At 71.9% G+C, this 15546-nt stretch carries 20 protein-coding genes; 11 read left to right on the top strand and 9 right to left on the bottom strand.

Annotation, left to right across the window (positions count from 1 at the left end; all coding sequences use genetic code 11):
- Positions 1-29: 29 nt before the first annotated feature.
- Entirely contained in the window at positions 30-635 is a 606-nt protein-coding gene (locus tag ACF062_RS01045) for a 2'-5' RNA ligase family protein (protein WP_392134049.1), read from the bottom strand.
- Positions 636-831: 196 nt separating this feature from the next.
- Between ACF062_RS01045 and ACF062_RS01040 the strand changes: the two genes are divergently transcribed.
- The 3 genes from ACF062_RS01040 (at position 832) to ACF062_RS01030 (ending at position 3479) form a co-directional block, all read left to right on the top strand.
- Complete coding sequence (locus ACF062_RS01040) at positions 832-2232, top strand: amidohydrolase (protein ID WP_392134046.1); 1401 nt, start codon at positions 832-834, stop codon at positions 2230-2232.
- Between the two features lie 187 nt (positions 2233-2419).
- On the top strand, positions 2420-3103 hold the full coding sequence (locus tag ACF062_RS01035) for a DUF899 domain-containing protein (RefSeq protein ID WP_356577493.1): 684 nt from the start codon (positions 2420-2422) through the stop codon (positions 3101-3103).
- 187 nt (positions 3104-3290) lie between these two features.
- Positions 3291-3479 (top strand): hypothetical protein, encoded by a 189-nt coding sequence (locus tag ACF062_RS01030; protein ID WP_392134043.1) that lies wholly within the window; start codon positions 3291-3293, stop codon positions 3477-3479.
- Between the two features lie 47 nt (positions 3480-3526).
- Here ACF062_RS01030 and ACF062_RS01025 read toward each other — a convergent pair whose 3' ends face one another.
- On the bottom strand, positions 3527-3946 hold the full coding sequence (locus ACF062_RS01025; RefSeq protein ID WP_392134040.1) for a hypothetical protein: 420 nt from the start codon (positions 3944-3946) through the stop codon (positions 3527-3529).
- 163 nt (positions 3947-4109) lie between these two features.
- Complete coding sequence (locus tag ACF062_RS01020; RefSeq protein ID WP_392134037.1) at positions 4110-4610, bottom strand: ATP-binding protein; 501 nt, start codon at positions 4608-4610, stop codon at positions 4110-4112.
- A 158-nt stretch (positions 4611-4768) separates the two neighbouring features.
- Here ACF062_RS01020 and ACF062_RS01015 point away from each other — a divergent pair, with 158 nt between their 5' ends.
- From ACF062_RS01015 to ACF062_RS01005, 3 genes are all read left to right on the top strand, one after another.
- Positions 4769-5629, top strand: coding sequence for a helix-turn-helix transcriptional regulator (locus ACF062_RS01015; RefSeq protein ID WP_223774015.1), 861 nt, complete (start codon positions 4769-4771; stop codon positions 5627-5629).
- A gap of 94 nt (positions 5630-5723) precedes the next feature.
- Positions 5724-5939 (top strand): DUF397 domain-containing protein, encoded by a 216-nt coding sequence (locus ACF062_RS01010; RefSeq protein WP_223778973.1) that lies wholly within the window; start codon positions 5724-5726, stop codon positions 5937-5939.
- 46 nt (positions 5940-5985) lie between these two features.
- The gene (locus ACF062_RS01005) at positions 5986-6783 is read left to right on the top strand and encodes an SAM-dependent methyltransferase (RefSeq protein ID WP_392134034.1); all 798 of its coding nucleotides are present in this window, start codon (positions 5986-5988) and stop codon (positions 6781-6783) included.
- Between the two features lie 56 nt (positions 6784-6839).
- Here ACF062_RS01005 and ACF062_RS01000 read toward each other — a convergent pair whose 3' ends face one another.
- Complete coding sequence (locus ACF062_RS01000) at positions 6840-7319, bottom strand: DUF1772 domain-containing protein (protein ID WP_392134032.1); 480 nt, start codon at positions 7317-7319, stop codon at positions 6840-6842.
- Positions 7320-7462: 143 nt separating this feature from the next.
- The gene (locus ACF062_RS00995) at positions 7463-8224 is read right to left on the bottom strand and encodes a DUF2293 domain-containing protein (RefSeq protein WP_392134029.1); all 762 of its coding nucleotides are present in this window, start codon (positions 8222-8224) and stop codon (positions 7463-7465) included.
- 78 nt (positions 8225-8302) lie between these two features.
- Here ACF062_RS00995 and ACF062_RS00990 point away from each other — a divergent pair, with 78 nt between their 5' ends.
- The 3 genes from ACF062_RS00990 (at position 8303) to ACF062_RS00980 (ending at position 9970) form a co-directional block, all read left to right on the top strand.
- Positions 8303-8953, top strand: coding sequence for a uridine kinase (locus ACF062_RS00990; RefSeq protein ID WP_392134026.1), 651 nt, complete (start codon positions 8303-8305; stop codon positions 8951-8953).
- A 66-nt stretch (positions 8954-9019) separates the two neighbouring features.
- A complete protein-coding gene (locus ACF062_RS00985; protein ID WP_392134023.1) occupies positions 9020-9436 on the top strand; it encodes a PPOX class F420-dependent oxidoreductase in 417 nt (138 codons plus the stop codon).
- A gap of 114 nt (positions 9437-9550) precedes the next feature.
- Entirely contained in the window at positions 9551-9970 is a 420-nt protein-coding gene (locus ACF062_RS00980; protein WP_223774009.1) for a CBS domain-containing protein, read from the top strand.
- Positions 9971-10005: 35 nt separating this feature from the next.
- Here the strand turns inward: ACF062_RS00980 and ACF062_RS00975 are convergent, their stop codons facing one another.
- A complete protein-coding gene (locus ACF062_RS00975) occupies positions 10006-11151 on the bottom strand; it encodes a magnesium and cobalt transport protein CorA (protein ID WP_392134020.1) in 1146 nt (381 codons plus the stop codon).
- A 158-nt stretch (positions 11152-11309) separates the two neighbouring features.
- On the opposite strand from ACF062_RS00975, the gene ACF062_RS00970 reads away from it, so the two are divergent.
- Positions 11310-12140, top strand: a complete 831-nt coding sequence (locus ACF062_RS00970; protein ID WP_392134018.1) for a methyltransferase domain-containing protein — start codon at positions 11310-11312, stop codon at positions 12138-12140.
- A gap of 144 nt (positions 12141-12284) precedes the next feature.
- Positions 12285-12659, top strand: coding sequence for a cupin domain-containing protein (locus ACF062_RS00965; protein ID WP_392134015.1), 375 nt, complete (start codon positions 12285-12287; stop codon positions 12657-12659).
- Between the two features lie 22 nt (positions 12660-12681).
- Here the strand turns inward: ACF062_RS00965 and ACF062_RS00960 are convergent, their stop codons facing one another.
- The 3 genes from ACF062_RS00960 to ACF062_RS00950 form a co-directional block, all read right to left on the bottom strand.
- Positions 12682-13950 (bottom strand): MFS transporter, encoded by a 1269-nt coding sequence (locus ACF062_RS00960; protein ID WP_392134013.1) that lies wholly within the window; start codon positions 13948-13950, stop codon positions 12682-12684.
- 80 nt (positions 13951-14030) lie between these two features.
- Positions 14031-14585, bottom strand: a complete 555-nt coding sequence (locus ACF062_RS00955; protein WP_392134010.1) for a methylated-DNA--[protein]-cysteine S-methyltransferase — start codon at positions 14583-14585, stop codon at positions 14031-14033.
- Positions 14586-14624: 39 nt separating this feature from the next.
- Complete coding sequence (locus ACF062_RS00950; RefSeq protein ID WP_392134007.1) at positions 14625-15521, bottom strand: glycerophosphodiester phosphodiesterase; 897 nt, start codon at positions 15519-15521, stop codon at positions 14625-14627.
- Positions 15522-15546 lie beyond the last annotated feature (25 nt).

Below are 15546 nucleotides of genomic sequence, written 5' to 3'. Positions count from 1 at the left end.
GGGGAAGTCCTGACTCCTGCCCGGCGGTTTCACATCCGCTTCGTACGCGCGTCACAGAGCGCGGGCCCGGCCACGCCCTCTCCCAGGCGGTACGTCCTGAGGTCCCGCCAGCCGCCCGCGCCGTCCGTCACGATCAGATTGACCTCGTTCACCTGGCTGACGAGGGGCAGGTGCGGGGCGAGCCGGTTCTCCAGGGCGTCGTAGGCGGCTTCGTACGTGTCCGGGCCCTCGTGGTTCGCGAGGGTCAGGTGGGGCGCGAGGGGAGGAGTGAAGATGCCGCGGTACGGGACCGCTTCGGGCCAGCGGCCGGTGAGGGACTCGGTGAGGGCGCGTACGGGGGCTTCGGGTTCCGGCGGGAGGTAGAGGACTCCCGGGTAACGGCGGAACCCGGTGAAGGTGAGGGTGAAGGGCGCGTGGGCCGCGAACACCTCCGCCAGGTCGGCGTGGGCCGACGCGCAGAGGCGGGACTCGTTGAGGAACGGGTAGAGCACCGTGACGTGGGCCGGGAAGCCCGCGCTCACCAGATCGTCCGCCTCGGGGACGCGGATGCTGAGGGCCGTGTCACCGGGCAGATCGGCCCAGCCACCGGGTTCGTCCCGCGTCGCCGTCGCCGTCGCCGTCGCTGTCTCCGTCACGGCGCCCCCTCGGTTGAGTCTCGTACGTACGTGCCCACAGTGCGGCATGGTGTCACGGTGGCATGGGCGGGCACCGGCGGTACCGGCGGTACCGGATGCCACACCGACCGCCCCAGCCGCCCCGCCCCCCCCCACAGTCACAGCCCACCCTCACGCCGCCCCCCCCCGCCGCCCTGGACGCCACTACCGTGAAGAAATGACGCCGCCCCCATCCCCAACGCCCCCATCCCCCACACCCCCCGCCGACCTCCTCATCACCCGCTGCACCGCCCTGACCCACGGCCCGGACGGCGAGATCGTCTTCGTGGACGACGCGGTGATCGTCGTACGTGACGGAGTCATCGCCTCGGTCACAGCAGCCGATCCCGCCGGCACGACCACCACCCCGGAGGCACTCGTGGCCGCCGAGCACATCGACGCCCGCGGCACCGTCGCCCTCCCCGGCCTCATCAACTGCCACACGCACACGCCGATGGTCGCCCTGCGCGGCCTCGCAGAGGACCTGCCCGCCCACGCGTGGTTCAACGACTGGATCTGGCCCATCGAGGCCAACCTGACCGAGCGCACGGTCGGGCTCGGCGCGCGCCTCGCCTGCGCCGAGATGATCCGCGGCGGCGTCACCACCTTCGCCGACCACTACTTCGCCATGGACACGGTGGCCGACGTCGCCGAGGAGAGCGGCCTGCGTGCCGTCCTCGGCCAGGCCTACTTCAGCTCGCAGGGACCGGACGGGCGGGCCGCGTCCCTCGACTTCGCGCTGCGGCGGCGCGGTGCCGCCGACGGGCGCGTCACCACCTGCCTCGCCCCGCACGCCCCGTACACCGTCGATGACACCGACCTCGCCGCGACCGCCGGACTCGCCCGCGAACACGGGCTGCTCGTCCACATCCACGCCGCAGAGAACCGCGAGCAGACCGAGAACAGCCTGGCCCGGCACGGCCGTACGCCCATCGAGGTCCTGGAGCGCGCCGGGCTCCTGGACGTGGACCTCCTCATCGCCCACGCCACCGGCCTCGACCCCGCCCGCGACCTCCCCGCGCTGCGCCGTTCCGGTGGTCGCGTCGCCGTCGCCTCGGCGCCCCGCGGCTATCTGAAGTTCGGCTGGGACACCACACCCGTGCGGACGCTGCGCGAAGCCGGCGTCCCGGTCGGCCTGGCCACGGACGGCGCCGCGTCCAACAACACCCTCGACGTGTGGGAGTCCATGACGCTCACCGCGCTCGTCCAGAAGCACGCGGAGAACGACCCCACCTGGCTCACCGCCCGCCAGGCCCTTGACCACGCCACGTCGCAGTCCGCGCGAGCCGTCGGCCTCGGGCGGGAGGTCGGCAGCCTCGCCGAGGGGCGGCGCGCCGACATCATCCTCGTGGACCTGAGCGGACCGCACACCCAGCCCGTGCACGACCTGGCTGCCACCCTGGTGCACAGCGCCCGCTCCGCGGACGTGCGCACCACGATCGTGGACGGCCGGGTCCTCATGCGCGACCGTGAACTGCTGACCCTGGATGTACGGGAGACGGTCCGGGAGTTGGGCGAACTGCTGCCCGAACTCGTCGACCGGAGCCACGGCAGACGCGTCCAGGAGTACGAGGGCTGACCGCGCCGCCCCTGCGACCTCTCACCTCTCACTCTCACCTCGCGTCTCGCACCTCGCACTTCTCACCTCGCACCCCTCACCTCAGATTCCCTTTTCGGCTTTTCTCGCCCGGGAGCGATGAGTTCCGCACACCCCGCCGGTCCACCCTTCGCCGAGGTACGCGCCCGAAGGGTGGAGGAGACACACCATGGGACTTCCGGACATCGTCACGCGCGAGGAGTGGCTGGTAGCGCGTGAGGAGTTGCTGGCCAAGGAGAAGGCCGCCACCCGCGCGCGCGACGCGCTCAACGCCGCGCGGCGCCGACTGCCGATGGTGGAGGTCGACAAGGAGTACTACTTCGACGGCTCCGACGGGAAGGCGACGCTGCTCGACCTCTTCGACGGCCGGGACCAGCTGATCGTCTACCACTTCATGTACGCCCCCGAGTGGGAGGCGGGCTGCCGCAGCTGCTCCGCCTTCCTCGACCAGATCGGGCACCTCGCACATCTGCGGGCCCGCGGCACGAACTTCGTCGCCGTCTCCCGCGCGCCCTACACCGCGCTCCTCACTTTCAAGGCCCGCATGGGGTGGACCGTGCCCTGGTACTCGACGCACGGCGGCGACTTCAACCACGACTTCGGCGCCTCCTCCACCGAGGAGCCGTGCGACATCCCCGCGATCAACTGCTTCCTGCGGGACGGCGACCGCGTCTTCCACACCTACGCGACATTCGCCCGCGGCCTGGACGGCCTCGGCTCCACCACCAGCCTCCTGGACCTCACCGCGCTCGGCCGGCAGGAGGAGTGGGAGGAGCCGAGGGGGCGGGCATCGGCGCTCGGCGCCCCGGCGGGCAGCGCGCGGGTGCGCTACCACGACGAGTACGAGGACTGAGGCCCCGGAGTTCCGGAGCCCCCGGAGTTCCGGAGCCCTCCGATCCCCGGAGCCCCGGAATGACCCTGGGAAATGCCGCAACTCTGTGTCAGTTCGGTCACGTCGCGAGCCCTGGAGGGCGCTACGAGCGTTCTCACCGGTACAGAGTCTCGAACAGCGCACCGAACCACACGGGGGCAGGAACACGATGAACGGACGACTGGTGCTGGAGCGTTTCCCCGCGGGCGGACCCCGCGGGTCATGGCCCGCGGAGGAGTTCGCACGGGCCCGCCGTGCGGAAGGCCGGCCCGCGGAGGTCGTGATGGACCTCGCCTCCGACGCCTTCCTGGTGATCGTGCGCGTCACCGACTCCGAGGAGGTCCCCGCGGCCGCTTGAACCGCCCGGGCCACCCTGAGCGCCAGGAGCCCCAAGCCCCCTATGCGCTAAGCGCGACAGGCCCGCGACCACCCCGGCGTCGTCCCCGTCACCCCGCACAGCGCCAGGTAGAGCGGGATCGGCGGAGTGTAAGGGACGTCGCCGTCGGGGCGGTTGATCAGTACCGGGCGGCGTCGGCCGCCGTCCCGCACGACCGCGCCCGCCGAGTAGGCGGCCGCCGCCGGCCATTCCATGGCGACATCGGAGTCCGCGGGCACGATCCACCACCAGCGCGGTCCGTCCTCGTACACGCACCCCACGCGGGGCAGCCGGGACATCAGGCGGGGCCCGAGCGCCGCCGGTACCGCCACCGCGTCGCAGCCGAGCGGCTCGGTCATGCCCTCGGGCAGGTCGAGCCGCAAGGGTGGTGGCGGAGCCCCGGCGAGCTGTCGCCGCCGGGAGAGCCGGACCAATGTGTTCAGATCCAACGACCGCACCGTACCCGCGCTCACATGCCCCCCGCCCGCATCACTGCCACGCTCGACTCACCCGTTCTCGCACCCGCGACACCGCCGTGCTGGTCCACGCCGGCCGCGGGTTCTCGGAATCCGCGTCACCGCCGCGCTGGTCCACGCCGGCCCCGCGATCGGTCTATGCGAACGGCGACACCTGTGCCGCCGTCCGTCGCAACTCCGCCCACACCGTGCGCCCGTTTCCGGGCCCCGCTTCGTGGACGCCCCACGCGCTGCTCACCGCGTCGACGAGAAGCAATCCCCTCCCGTGCTCCTCATCTGCCCCCCTGTGCACGGGGCGCGGCACACCTGGCCCGCACCCTTCGTCACGCACGGATATCCGCAGCTTCCCCGAATCCGCGCAGAACTCGCAGACGATCCACCGGCTCGTGGTGTGCACCACGGCATTGGTGACCAGTTCGGAGAGGACGAGTGCCGCCGCGTCGCAGGCGTCCTCGTCACGCACGGCCCAGACGCCGAGCTGCGCGCGCAGCAGGCGTCTGGCCTGCGCGACGGAGTTCGGTTGCGGGGCGAGCGCGAAACTGACGCAGACCTCGGCAACGCTCACAGGACGTGCCTCGGCGAGATCACCAAGACGGCCTTCGGCGGCTTCGGTTCCTAACGGCGCGGGCGGAGTCACGCTCTCCACTATCGCCCCGCCCAGAACACCTTGGCAAGAGCCACTCTGAAATGTGCACAGTGGCGTGTCCCTCCGAGACGACGCATGGCACACTGCTCGCAACGGCTCACGGTGCGGTGTGGGTTGTGGCAACGCGCAGTCAGGTGGAGGTAGGAGACGTGAGCGAACCGCGGTCCGCGCCGACCGTCGGCCAGGTCGTTCTCGGTCGTCGCCTACAGGATCTGCGGGAGAGCGCCGGCCTGAGGCGCGAGGAGGCGGCGAAGATCCTGCGCGTCGCCCCGGCCACCGTCCGCCGCATGGAGACGGCCGAGGTCGCGCTGAAGATCCCGTACCTCCAACTGCTCCTGAAGGCCTACGGCGTCGCCGACGACGAGGCCGACGCGTTCGTGACCCTCGCCGAAGAGGCGAACAAACCGGGCTGGTGGCAGCGGTTCCACGACATCCTGCCGGGCTGGTTCAGCATGTACGTCAGCCTGGAGGGCGCGGCCAGCCTCATCCGCTCCTACGAGCCGCACTTCGTGCCCGGCCTGCTCCAGACCGAGGAGTACGCGCGCGGCGTGATGCTCTCCGGCGCCATCGGCCAGACCCGGCCCGCGGACATCGAGCGGTACGTGGCGCTGCGCATGGAGCGTCAGGCGCTGCTCACCCGCGAGGACGCGCCCCGGCTGTGGGTGGTGATGGACGAGACCGCGCTGCGCAGGCCCGTCGGCGGCCCCGAGGTGATGCGCGCGCAGCTCGACCGGCTGCTCGAGGCCACCGAGATGCCCCATGTCACGCTCCAGGTCGCGCCGTTCGCGGCGGGCCCGCACCCCGGAACGTACGGACCGTTCGTGCTCTTCCGCTTCGCCATGGCGGAGCTGCCCGACATGGTCTACAGCGAGTACCTGACCGGCGCCGTCTACCTGGACGCGCGCAAAGAGGTGGCCACCCACCTGGAGGTCATGGACCGCATGGCGGCGCAGGCCGCCACCGCACAACGCACGAAGGACATCCTCCGGGACGTCCGCAAGGAGCTGTGACATGGACCGACATCGAGCCGGAACGCGCCCCGCCGGTCCGCGTTCGCCCGGGGCCCGCGACGACTCGCGTGCCGAGTCCCGCATCTACAACGGCATGCCCGCCCGTGACCTCGGCAACGACGGCTGGCACAAACCGTGGAGCGGCGGCAACGGCGGCAACTGCCTGGAGGCCATGAAACTCGACGACGGCAGGGTCGCGGTGCGCCAGTCGGCCGACCCCGACGGCCCCGCGCTCATCTACACGCACGGGGAGATCAACGCCTTCATCCAGGGGGCGAAGGCCGGCGAGGCGGACTTCCTGCTGTCGTGACCACCGCGTCCCTCCTCCCCGACCGCAACCTACCCGTGGAGCTGCCGTGACCGACCCGTCGTACATCGACACCAGCAAGCCGCACCCCGCTCGAATGTACGACTGGTTCCTGGGCGGCAAGGACAACTACCCGGTGGACGAGGAGATGGGCCGTCGGCTCGTCGCCATGGACGGGCAAGTTCTGACGATGGCGCGGGCCAACCGCGCGTTCATGCACCGCGCCACGCGCTGGCTCACGGTCCAGGGCATCCGGCAGTTCCTGGACATCGGCACGGGCATACCGACCGAACCGAACCTCCATCAGGTCGCCCAGGCCATCGCCCCGGAGACCCGCGTCGTCTACTGCGACAACGACCCGATCGTCCTCGCCCACGCCGAGGCGCTGCTCCGCTCGGCGCCGCAGGGCGCCACCGAGTACATCCAGGCGGACTTCCGCGAACCGGAGAAAATCCTCGAAGAGGCCGGGCGGGTCCTCGACTTCGACCGGCCGGTCGCCCTGTCGCTCGTCGCGCTGCTGCACTTCATCGCGGACGAGGACGGCGCGTACGAACTGGTGGACCGCCTGATGAGTGCCCTCCCGTCGGGCAGCCACCTGATGCTGTCGCACGGCACGGGCGAGTTCACCCCGGACACGGCGCGGCAGGCGGCGGAGCTCTACAAGTCACGCGGCATGACGCTGGCGCTGCGCACCCGCGCGGAGGTGGAGCGCTTCTTCGAGGGGTACGAGATGGTGGACCCCGGAGTGGCGATCATCGACCGCTGGAAGCCGGAACCGGGCGAGGGGACGCCGAAAACGGGGGAGGGGCCCACGCCCGGGTACGGGGCGGTGGGGCGCAAGCGCTGAGCGCTGACCGCCCGTGTCCACCCTGGTCTTGTCTCGTCAGGTCAGGTCATAGCAGGTCAGGTCAGGGCGAGGACGAAGCACGCCGCCGCGGCGAGCGAGGCCGCGCCGCGGACGTGGTTCCACGCGGTCCACTCACGGACGTAGGCACGCCAGTACGCCGCGCCCTCCGCGCTGTCCGGGTCGACCTTCGCGAGGGCGTCGTTGCGCGGGATGTTCGCTGCGACCGTCACGCCGAACGAACCGACGAGATACAGCGCACAGCCGAACAGCAGCTCGAAGGTGCCCTCGTCCGGCCAGAGCACGAACGTCACGACGGCGAGCACCGCGCACAGCCCCGTCGCCCCGAGGAAGACGGCCATGAACGCCGGGTTGACCGCGGCGACGTTCATCGAGTTCATCGCGGCGATGCCCTGGGCGGGCGGCAGCGCGGCCAGGCCCTTCATCACGAAGGTCGAGAACGCGGCGAAGGCCCCGGCGGCGAGACCGCAGGCGAGCGCCCCCAGCACGGTGAGAACGAAGTACGGTCCGTCGATCATGGCAACTCCCGCGGTGATTAGGGCCGTTACGTCGGATGGGCGGGCCGCGAGTGATCCTGCACGGCGGGCCGTTTCCCCACAAGTCAATTGCCGCGGGCGGCCGACGGCCATACGTACGGCTCGCGGGCGCATGCGTGGACGTCTCAGGGGCTCGGGTGGTGGTGCGCGGTCGGGGCCGGGGCCGGGGTCGGGGTCGGGGCCGGGATCGGGGGAGGCGGCGGTCGGCCGGGCGGGCGGTCCGGTGTGTCGCGCCACTTCCGCAGCGTCGTCTCCGTCAGGGAGGCGATCCGGCGCCGCGCCTCGCCTCGCGCCACCCCGCTCATCAGCAGCCGGTCGTACGGCGTATCGGTGTGCCGCACCGCGGCGATGACCGCTGCCCTCACCGCCGCCTCCGAGAGCGCCCGCCCCGCCGCGCTGCGCCCCACCCGCCCGCTGCCCCGGACCGAGGCGTGCGCGGCGATGGCGAGGGCGCGCTCGGCCGGGCAGCCGGGAAAGAGCCGCCGGATCTCGGCGGCGAAGGCCGCGGTGAACCGCACGTCCTCAGCGGCCCGCCGCGCCGCGTCCCGTTCCCTGCGCCGCGCCCGCGCCTGCGCGTCGGCGAGGCACCGCTCCTCAGCGCGGGCGAGGGCCGCCTCCTCGACCAGCACGCCCTGCCGTTCGTACCGGGCGCGGCGCCGGTGGAAGCGGACGACGACCGCGCAGAGCCCACTGGCCTCACGCGCCCGGCGCGTGAGCGCGGTGTCGCCGCGCGGCAGGTACACGAGGTGCCCGAGGTCGGCGCAGTCCAGGCAGCGCGGCTCACCGTGTTCGAGGACGAGCAGGGGCAGGGGGCCGAGACGGCACTCGGCGCAGCGCCGCCGTTTCAAGGGCTGAAAGACCACAAGGCCGGGGGGAGGGCTCGCCATGCCCGTCTCATTCCCCGAATCCTCCGCCGACCCGCCACCCCGGGCCCGGCGCTCGGAGCACGGCGGCATCATGGGCCCGTGCGACTCGAACCGATCACCTGGGAACGCCTGGCCGACACCCTCGCCGACCGCCTGCTCGACCTGAGGACAGCGGACAAGAGCCCCTGGCCGCGCGTCGCCGTGGACGGTGCGCCGGCGGGCGGCACCGGCGAACTGGCGCGGCGCGTGAGCGACGCGCTGCGCCTGCGCGGGCGGTCCTCGCTCGTGGTCGCCACCGAGGGGTTCCTGCGGCCGGCGTCGCTGCGGCTGGAGTACGGGCGCCAGGACGTGGAGGCGTACTACAGCGGGTGGTTCGACACCGGAGCGCTGTGGCGCGAGGTCCTCGGACCGCTGGACCCGGGCGGCACGGGCCGTGTCCTGCCCGACCTCTGGGACCCGGCCGCCGACCGCGCGACCCGCAGTCCCTATGTCCAACTCCCGCCCGGCAGCGTGCTCTTGCTGCACGGCCCGCTGCTGCTCGGCCACTGGTTCCCGTTCGACCTGACGGTGCACGTACGCCTCTCGCCGGGCGCCCTGCGACGGCGCACACCGGAGGACGAGCGCTGGACGCTCCCGGCCTTCGAGCGGTACGAGACGGAGACGGACCCGGCGGCCGTGGCCGACGTGGTGGTGCGGGCGGACGACCCCCGGCATCCGGCGTGGAGCGGTGGAGACGCCCCGGACTCCTGAAACCCCTGTCTGTAGGCCTCCTGAAACCCCTATCTATATGCACGTGCATGTAGATAGGGTGAGGTCATGACCTCGAACCCGAGCACGGCCCCCCTTGTCATCGCCGATTCCGTCCGCGCCCTCCTCGACGGCAAGAACTTCGCCAGTGTCGCCACCCTCGGCCCCACCGGCGCGCCGCAGAACTCGGTGGTGTGGATCAAACGGGAGGGCGACACCGTCCTCTTCTCCGCCACCGCGGGACGCCAGAAGGTGCGCAACCTCGAACGCGACCCCCGCGTGAGCGTCTCGGTCTACGACCTCGCGAACCCGTACTCCTCGGCCGAGATCCGCGGCGTCGCCGAGATCCTGCCGGACGAGGGCAAGCGGCTCCCGCACGAGCTCTCGCACAAGTACCTGGGCATCGACCCGTCGGCGGAGAAGGACGAGGAGACCCGGGTCATCGTCCGCGTGACCCCGCGCAAGATCATCACGTTCGCCCCCTGAGGCGGCCGCCCGCTTCCGGATGCGGGGCGCCGGGGGCGCCACGAGAATGAGGGGCGCCGGGACCAACGGCGCGCTCGCGCCGCTCCGGACACTGCCCGGCCACGGGAGGTACCGATGACCACCGCCGGAGACATCATGCATCAGGGGGCCCAGTGGATCCCCAAGCACGAGACGCTGGACCGCGCCGCCCAGCTGATGCGCGAACTCGACGTGGGCGCCCTGCCCATCGGCGACGAGAACGAACGGCTCTGCGGCATTCTCACCGACCGCGACATCGTCGTCGGCTGTGTGGCCATGGGCCACGATCCGTCCCGGGTCACCGCGGGCGACCTGGCCAAGGGCACGCCCCGGTGGATCGATTCGAACGCCGACGTCGACGAGGTCCTGCGGGAGATGCAGGGCCACCAGATCCGCCGCCTGCCGGTGATCGAGAACAAGCGGCTCGTCGGCATGATCAGCGAGGCCGACCTGGCCACGCACCTCACCGACGACCAGCTCGCGGGCTGGGTCGAGAGTGTGTACGCCAAGAACTAGCCGCGCCCGCGCGAGCGAAGCGCACCCCGGGCCGCCTACAGCCAGCCGCTGCGCCGGAAGCCGCGGTACAGCGTGAAACAGGCCGTCACCACCAGGCCCATCACCACGGGATAGCCGTACTTCCAGTGCAGTTCGGGCATGTGGTCGAAGTTCATGCCGTACATGCCGCAGACCATCGTCGGCACGGCGATGACAGCGGCCCAAGCGGTGATCTTCCGCATGTCCTCGTTCTGCGCGACGGTCACCTGGGCGAGGTGCGCCTGGAGGATGGAGTTCAGCAACTCGTCGAAGGCGGCGATCTGCTCGGTGGCCCGCTTCAAGTGGTCGTCGACGTCCCGGAAGTACGCCTGTATCTCCGGGGCGATGACGCGCATCGGCTGGGTTGCCAGCACCTGGAGCGGGCGGCCCAGCGGCACCACCGCGCGCTTGAGCTCCAGCAGTTCGCGCTTGAGCTGGTAGATGCGGCCGGGGTCGAGCCGCTCGCCGTCCGGGGCGAAGACGGCCGTCTCGACCTGGTCTATGTCGGACTGCACCGCGTCCGTCGCCGCGAGGTAGTCGTCCACGACATGGTCCGCGATCGCGTGCAGCACCGCGGCCGGGCCCTGGGCGAGCTGCTCGGGCGCGCCCTCCAGCTCCTCGCGCAGTGGGCCGAGCGAGCCGTGCCGGCCGTGCCGGACCGTGATGACGAAGTCGCGGCCCACGAAGACCATGATCTCGCCGGTGTCCACCACCTCGCTGGTGGCGGTCAGTTCGGTGTGCTCCACATAGCAGACCGTCTTGAAGACGGCGAAGAGCGTGTGGTCGTACCGCTCCACCTTCGGACGCTGGTGCGCGTGCACCGCGTCCTCCACGGCGAGCGGGTGCAGGTCGAAGAGGTCGGCGATGCCGGCGAACTCCCGCTCCGTCGGCTCGTGCAGACCCAGCCAGACGAAGCCGTCGTCCGTCTTGCGGATGCGCTCCACCGACTCGACGAGGTCACGGCCGACGGGCTGGCGGACGCCTTCGCGGTACGTCACGCAGTTCACCACCGACGAGCCCAGCGGGGAGCGGGCCGGGTGGCTCAGGTCGACGCGCGCGCCGCGGCGGCCCAGGCGGGCCACTCTGCGCAGGCCGCCGACCTTCCGCAGGCTTCCGACCCTGCCCAGGCTCCCGACTTTCCGCAGGTTGCCTGCCATCGACATGTGGGGCTCCTCGCGCTGACGACGTGACGTGCCAGTCTGCCAGGACGGCCGCCCACTCCGCTGACCCCTGGGGGAACGGATTATTCCGCTCCAGAATGGTCCCGGAATGGCCGGTTCTGCTTCCGGGGTGCAAGCCTGACAAATGGGATGATCGCGGCATGACGCGTATCGACGGTCACCTCCTCGACCCCCGGCGACTCCCCGACCCCCGACAGCTCTCCGACGCCCGGCAGGCCGAGGCGAAGCAGCGCTTCGCCGCTTACGCCGCCCTCTTCGACACCACCACCTTCGGACACATCGAACGCCTCGGCCTCGGCCCCGGCTGGCGCTGCTGGGAGGTCGGGGCGGGCGGCACGTCCGTGATCTCCTGGCTGGCCAAGCGGGTCGGCCCCACCGGCAGGGTCCTGGCGACGGACATCGACACGTCCTGGCAGATCAGGACCGCGCGCTCGCCCCTGGAAGTGCGCACGCACGACGTCGCCGCCGATCCGCCGCCCGCCGAGGCCTTCGATCTCGTGCACGCGCGGCTCGTCCTCGGCGAGGTGGCGGACCAGGAGCGGGCCCTGAAGTCGATGCTCAGGGCGCTGCGGCCGGGCGGCAGGCTGCTGATCGAGGAGGCCGACCCCGCGCTCCAGCCGCTGGCCTGCCCCGACGACCACGGCGCCGCGCAGGAGCTGGCGAACCGGCTGCGTCAGGCCGTGCGCGCGCTGCTCGCGGAGCGCGGCGCCGACCTCACGTACGGCCGTCGGCTGCCCCGGCTGCTGCGCGAGGCGGGCCTGCGTCAGGTGGAGGCCGACGCGTACTTCCCGCTGGCGTCACCGGCCTGCGCGGCCCTGGAGACCGCGACGCTCCAACAACTCCGCCCGGCCCTGATCACAGCGGGCCTGGCCACCGCGGACGACCTGGACCACCACCTCTCCAACATCACCGCGGCCCCCCTGGACCTGGCCACCCCACCCTTGATCTCAGCCTGGGGCAGAAAACCCTGACACCCTCACCCCGCGCCCCACCCCGGAAGGGGCGCGGGGAACTGCGCGCTCAACCCCCACGAACCCGCAGCCAAAAACCCGATCGGCACCCCCCAATAGGGGCGCGGGGAACTGCGCGACGCCCCCCGGCTAGGGTGACCGCCCATGACCACGAACGATCAAGCCGCCACCGCCGCCCCCTCCTTCGCCGTGCACATCCCGGATGTCGAACTGGAGGCCGAGCCACTCACCCCCGAGCAAATCGTCTCCGGCACCCCGGTGGTGACCGGCAAGGTCCTGTGGGAGTCCGCCGACGGCAAACAACTGCGCGGCATCTGGCAGATCACGCCGGGCGTGGTCACCGACACCGAGGCCAACGAACTCTTCGTGGTCGTCAGCGGCCGGGCCACCGTCCAGGTGGAGGGCGGCGACACCCTGGAGCTCGGCCCCGGCGACGCCGCCGTGCTGCGCGAGGGCGACCGTACGACGTGGACGGTGCACGAGACGCTGCGCAAGGCGTACCACATCACGCTGCCCTGACCCCGCCCCCCGCCGCGCGGGATCACGCCTTCTTGGCAGCCACCGCCCGGCGAACGGCGAGCGCGGCCATCGGCAGCAGGACGCAGGCCCCGACGAGGTTGAGCCAGCCGTAGCTCGCCCGGGCCACGATCAGGCCGGCGACCGCGCCGCCGATGCCCGCCGCGGCGTTCATCGTGAGGTCCGAGAGGCCTTGCACGGCGGCCCTGGCCGGCTGCGCCACCGAGTCGGTGAGCAGCGCCGAGCCGGAGACCAGGCCCGCCGACCAGCCGAGGCCGAGCACGAAGAGACCGGCGGCGGTCTGGCCGTGGCTCGGCCCCGCCGTTCCGGCGAGCAGCGCGGCGCAGCTCAGCAGCCCCACGGTCAGGCCGATCACGGACAGGCGGCCGAACCGGTCGGCCAGCCAGCCCATCACCGGCGAAAACGCGTACATGCCCGCGATGTGACCGCTGATGACGAGCCCGACCAGTTGCAGGCTCGCGCCGTGGTGCCCCAGGTCGACCGGGGTCATCACCATGATCGAGACCATCACCGTGTGCGAGACGGCGACCGTCACCAGCGCAAGGCGGGCCATCGGGGAGGCGGCCACGGCGGCGATCCCGGCCCTCAGCGAGCGGCTCTGCGCGGTGTCGTCCTCCTGGGGGGCCAGCGCGCGGGCGGTGAGCAGCGGGTCGGGGCGCAGCAGCAGCGCCACCACGAGCGCGGCGACCGCGAAGATCCCGGCCGCGAAGAGAAACGGTCCCGCTGTCTCGGGGATGGCGGTGCCGGCGAAGAGCCGGCTCGTGGGCGCGGCGATGTTCGGCCCGAGGACCGAGCCGATGGTGGTGGCCCAGATGACGAGGGAGATGGCGCGGCCCCGCCGCTCGGGCTCGGCGAGGTCGGCCGCGGCGAAACGTGCCTGCAGCGTGGCCAGCGACCCCCCGCCGAAGGCCGCCATGCCGAGCAGCAGCAGCGGAAAGCTTCCGATGACGGAGGCCAGCACCACGAGCCCCGCCCCGAGCGCGCCGATCGCATACGCGAGGACGAGACCCGCCCGCCGCCCACGGGACGTCATCAGCGCGGCGAGCGGCAGCGAGAGCAGCGCCGTACCGGCCACGGAAGCGGTGGGCGCCAGACCCGACACCGCCTCCGTCCCGCTCACCTCGGTGGCGAGCACCGGGGCCAGCGCGATGCCGACCGGGATCCCGAGCCCGCCGAGGATCTGACTGGCGATCAGCACCGCGGTCGTGCGGCGGCGCAGGGCGGGCAGCGCCTCCGGCGCCGGTATGTCAGGAGCGTCGAGGGTCTTGGTCACTGACGCAGTGTGCCAGGGGCTGGGGGGACGCGAAACAGAGTTGACGGGGAAACAGGGCGCCCGCGCCGAGCGGCGGCGGCTCAGAACAGCGGCTGGGGGAGCACCCCCTCCAGGGCGAGCAGCTGCCGCTTGGTCTCCAGGCCGCCGCCGAAGCCGCCGATGCCACCGTCGCTCTCCACCACGCGGTGGCACGGCACCACGACCGGCAGCGGATTGGAGCCCATGGCGATGCCGACGGCCTGCGCGGCGCGCGGCTGCCCGACCCGGCGGGCCAGGTCGCCATAGCCCACCACCGTGCCGAACGGCACCCCGGAGGCGAGCTCGCGCAGCACCTGGCGGTTGAAGCCGGAGATCAGCGACCAGTCAAGCGGCAGCTCAAAATCGCGCCGCTCGCCCGCGAAGTAGGCCGCGAGCTGCCGTATCGGCTCGACGAGCAGCGGTGACTCCGGCGCGCACACCGGCTCGACGCCCAGGCGGGAGCCGAGCCGGTCCACGGCCTTGTCGCGCACGTCGTCCGTGGCGTGGAAGACCACGGTGACGAGACCGGTGCCGGTCGCGGCGAGGAGCAGGGGGCCGATGTCGCTGCCGACGACGGCCCACACGGCCCGGCGCCGCTCCTGAGCGTTGGCGTTCATGCCGACCACCGTACGACCGGCCACTGACAACGCGCCGCGTCAGTTGTCCCGCAGGGCCTTGCGTACCACGTCGGGCGTGTTGGTGATGATCCCGTCCACGCCGAAGCCCGCGGCGCGCCGCGCGTTCGCCGCGTCGTTCACGGTCCACGTGAAGATCTCCAGGGGCTTGCCGTGCGGCCCCTTGAACGCGTGGATCGCGGCGACGTAACCGACCGAGATGGACGTGTGCGGCGAGTTGATCTGGTCGGAGAACTTCGCGTACGCGGGCAGTTCGGTGACCGAGGGGGTGCCGAGGAAGCCCGTCTTCACGTCGGGCCGCAGCTTGTGCACGGTCTTCACGCTGTCGGCGCTGAAGCTCTGGATGACCAGCTTGCTCTTGACGTGGTGCTTGTCGAGCCAGCCCGTCTCGCGGAGCACCCGCAGGCCCTGCTTCTCGATGCCCGGGTAGAGCTCGGGCTTCTTGAATTCGAAGACGAGCTTCTGGTGGTTGCGCGAGACCCGGCGCATGTACTGCGCGAGGGTCGGCACCCGCTCTCCCGCGTACTTCGGGCTGAACCAGCTGCCCGCGTCGAGCTTCGCGATCTCGGCCGCCGTGAAGTCCGCGACCTTCCACGGGGCGCGGCCGGGGAAGACCTCCTCCACGTTCGTCGTCCGCTTCAGGTTGTCGTCGTGCATGATCACCAGCTCGCCGTCCTTGGTGCGCTGGACGTCGTTCTCGACCCAGCGGAACCCCATGTCGCGGGCCTTGTCGATGGCCGCCAGGGTGTTCTCCGGGGCGTAGGCGGAGGCGCCGCGGTGGGCGACGACCAGCGGTCTGTCGTGGTCGCCGGTGGCCGGCGCGGCCGGTGTCCGCGCGGCGGCGGTGGCGGTGGGGAGGACGAGTGCACCGGCGCCCATGAGGGCGGCGGTGGCGGCAGCGGCAGCGCGTGCGTACACGGGTACTCCTCGCGTCGTTGAGGTC

This window comes from Streptomyces sp. NPDC015345, from assembly GCF_043078805.1.
Classification (GTDB): domain Bacteria; phylum Actinomycetota; class Actinomycetes; order Streptomycetales; family Streptomycetaceae; genus Streptomyces.
Note: the sequence above shows the minus strand (reverse complement) of the source record. Positions and strands in the feature narration are given on the sequence as shown.

Bases quoted from the DNA above. Each gene is read 5' to 3' on its own strand.
- ACF062_RS00995 (WP_392134029.1), bottom strand. From the start codon at position 8,224: ATGGCGAGCCCTCCCCCCGGCCTTGTGGTCTTTCAGCCCTTGAAACGG.
- ACF062_RS00975 (WP_392134020.1), bottom strand. From the start codon at position 11,151: ATGTCGATGGCAGGCAACCTGCGGAAAGTCGGGAGCCTGGGCAGGGTC.
- ACF062_RS00980 (WP_223774009.1), top strand. From the start codon at position 9,551: ATGACCACCGCCGGAGACATCATGCATCAGGGGGCCCAGTGGATCCCC.
- ACF062_RS01030 (WP_392134043.1), top strand. From the start codon at position 3,291: ATGAACGGACGACTGGTGCTGGAGCGTTTCCCCGCGGGCGGACCCCGC.
- ACF062_RS00955 (WP_392134010.1), bottom strand. From the start codon at position 14,585: ATGAACGCCAACGCTCAGGAGCGGCGCCGGGCCGTGTGGGCCGTCGTC.
- ACF062_RS01000 (WP_392134032.1), bottom strand. From the start codon at position 7,319: ATGATCGACGGACCGTACTTCGTTCTCACCGTGCTGGGGGCGCTCGCC.
- ACF062_RS01035 (WP_356577493.1), top strand. From the start codon at position 2,420: ATGGGACTTCCGGACATCGTCACGCGCGAGGAGTGGCTGGTAGCGCGT.
- ACF062_RS01010 (WP_223778973.1), top strand. From the start codon at position 5,724: ATGCCCGCCCGTGACCTCGGCAACGACGGCTGGCACAAACCGTGGAGC.
- ACF062_RS01040 (WP_392134046.1), top strand. From the start codon at position 832: ATGACGCCGCCCCCATCCCCAACGCCCCCATCCCCCACACCCCCCGCC.
- ACF062_RS00985 (WP_392134023.1), top strand. From the start codon at position 9,020: ATGACCTCGAACCCGAGCACGGCCCCCCTTGTCATCGCCGATTCCGTC.
- ACF062_RS00965 (WP_392134015.1), top strand. From the start codon at position 12,285: ATGACCACGAACGATCAAGCCGCCACCGCCGCCCCCTCCTTCGCCGTG.
- ACF062_RS00970 (WP_392134018.1), top strand. From the start codon at position 11,310: ATGACGCGTATCGACGGTCACCTCCTCGACCCCCGGCGACTCCCCGAC.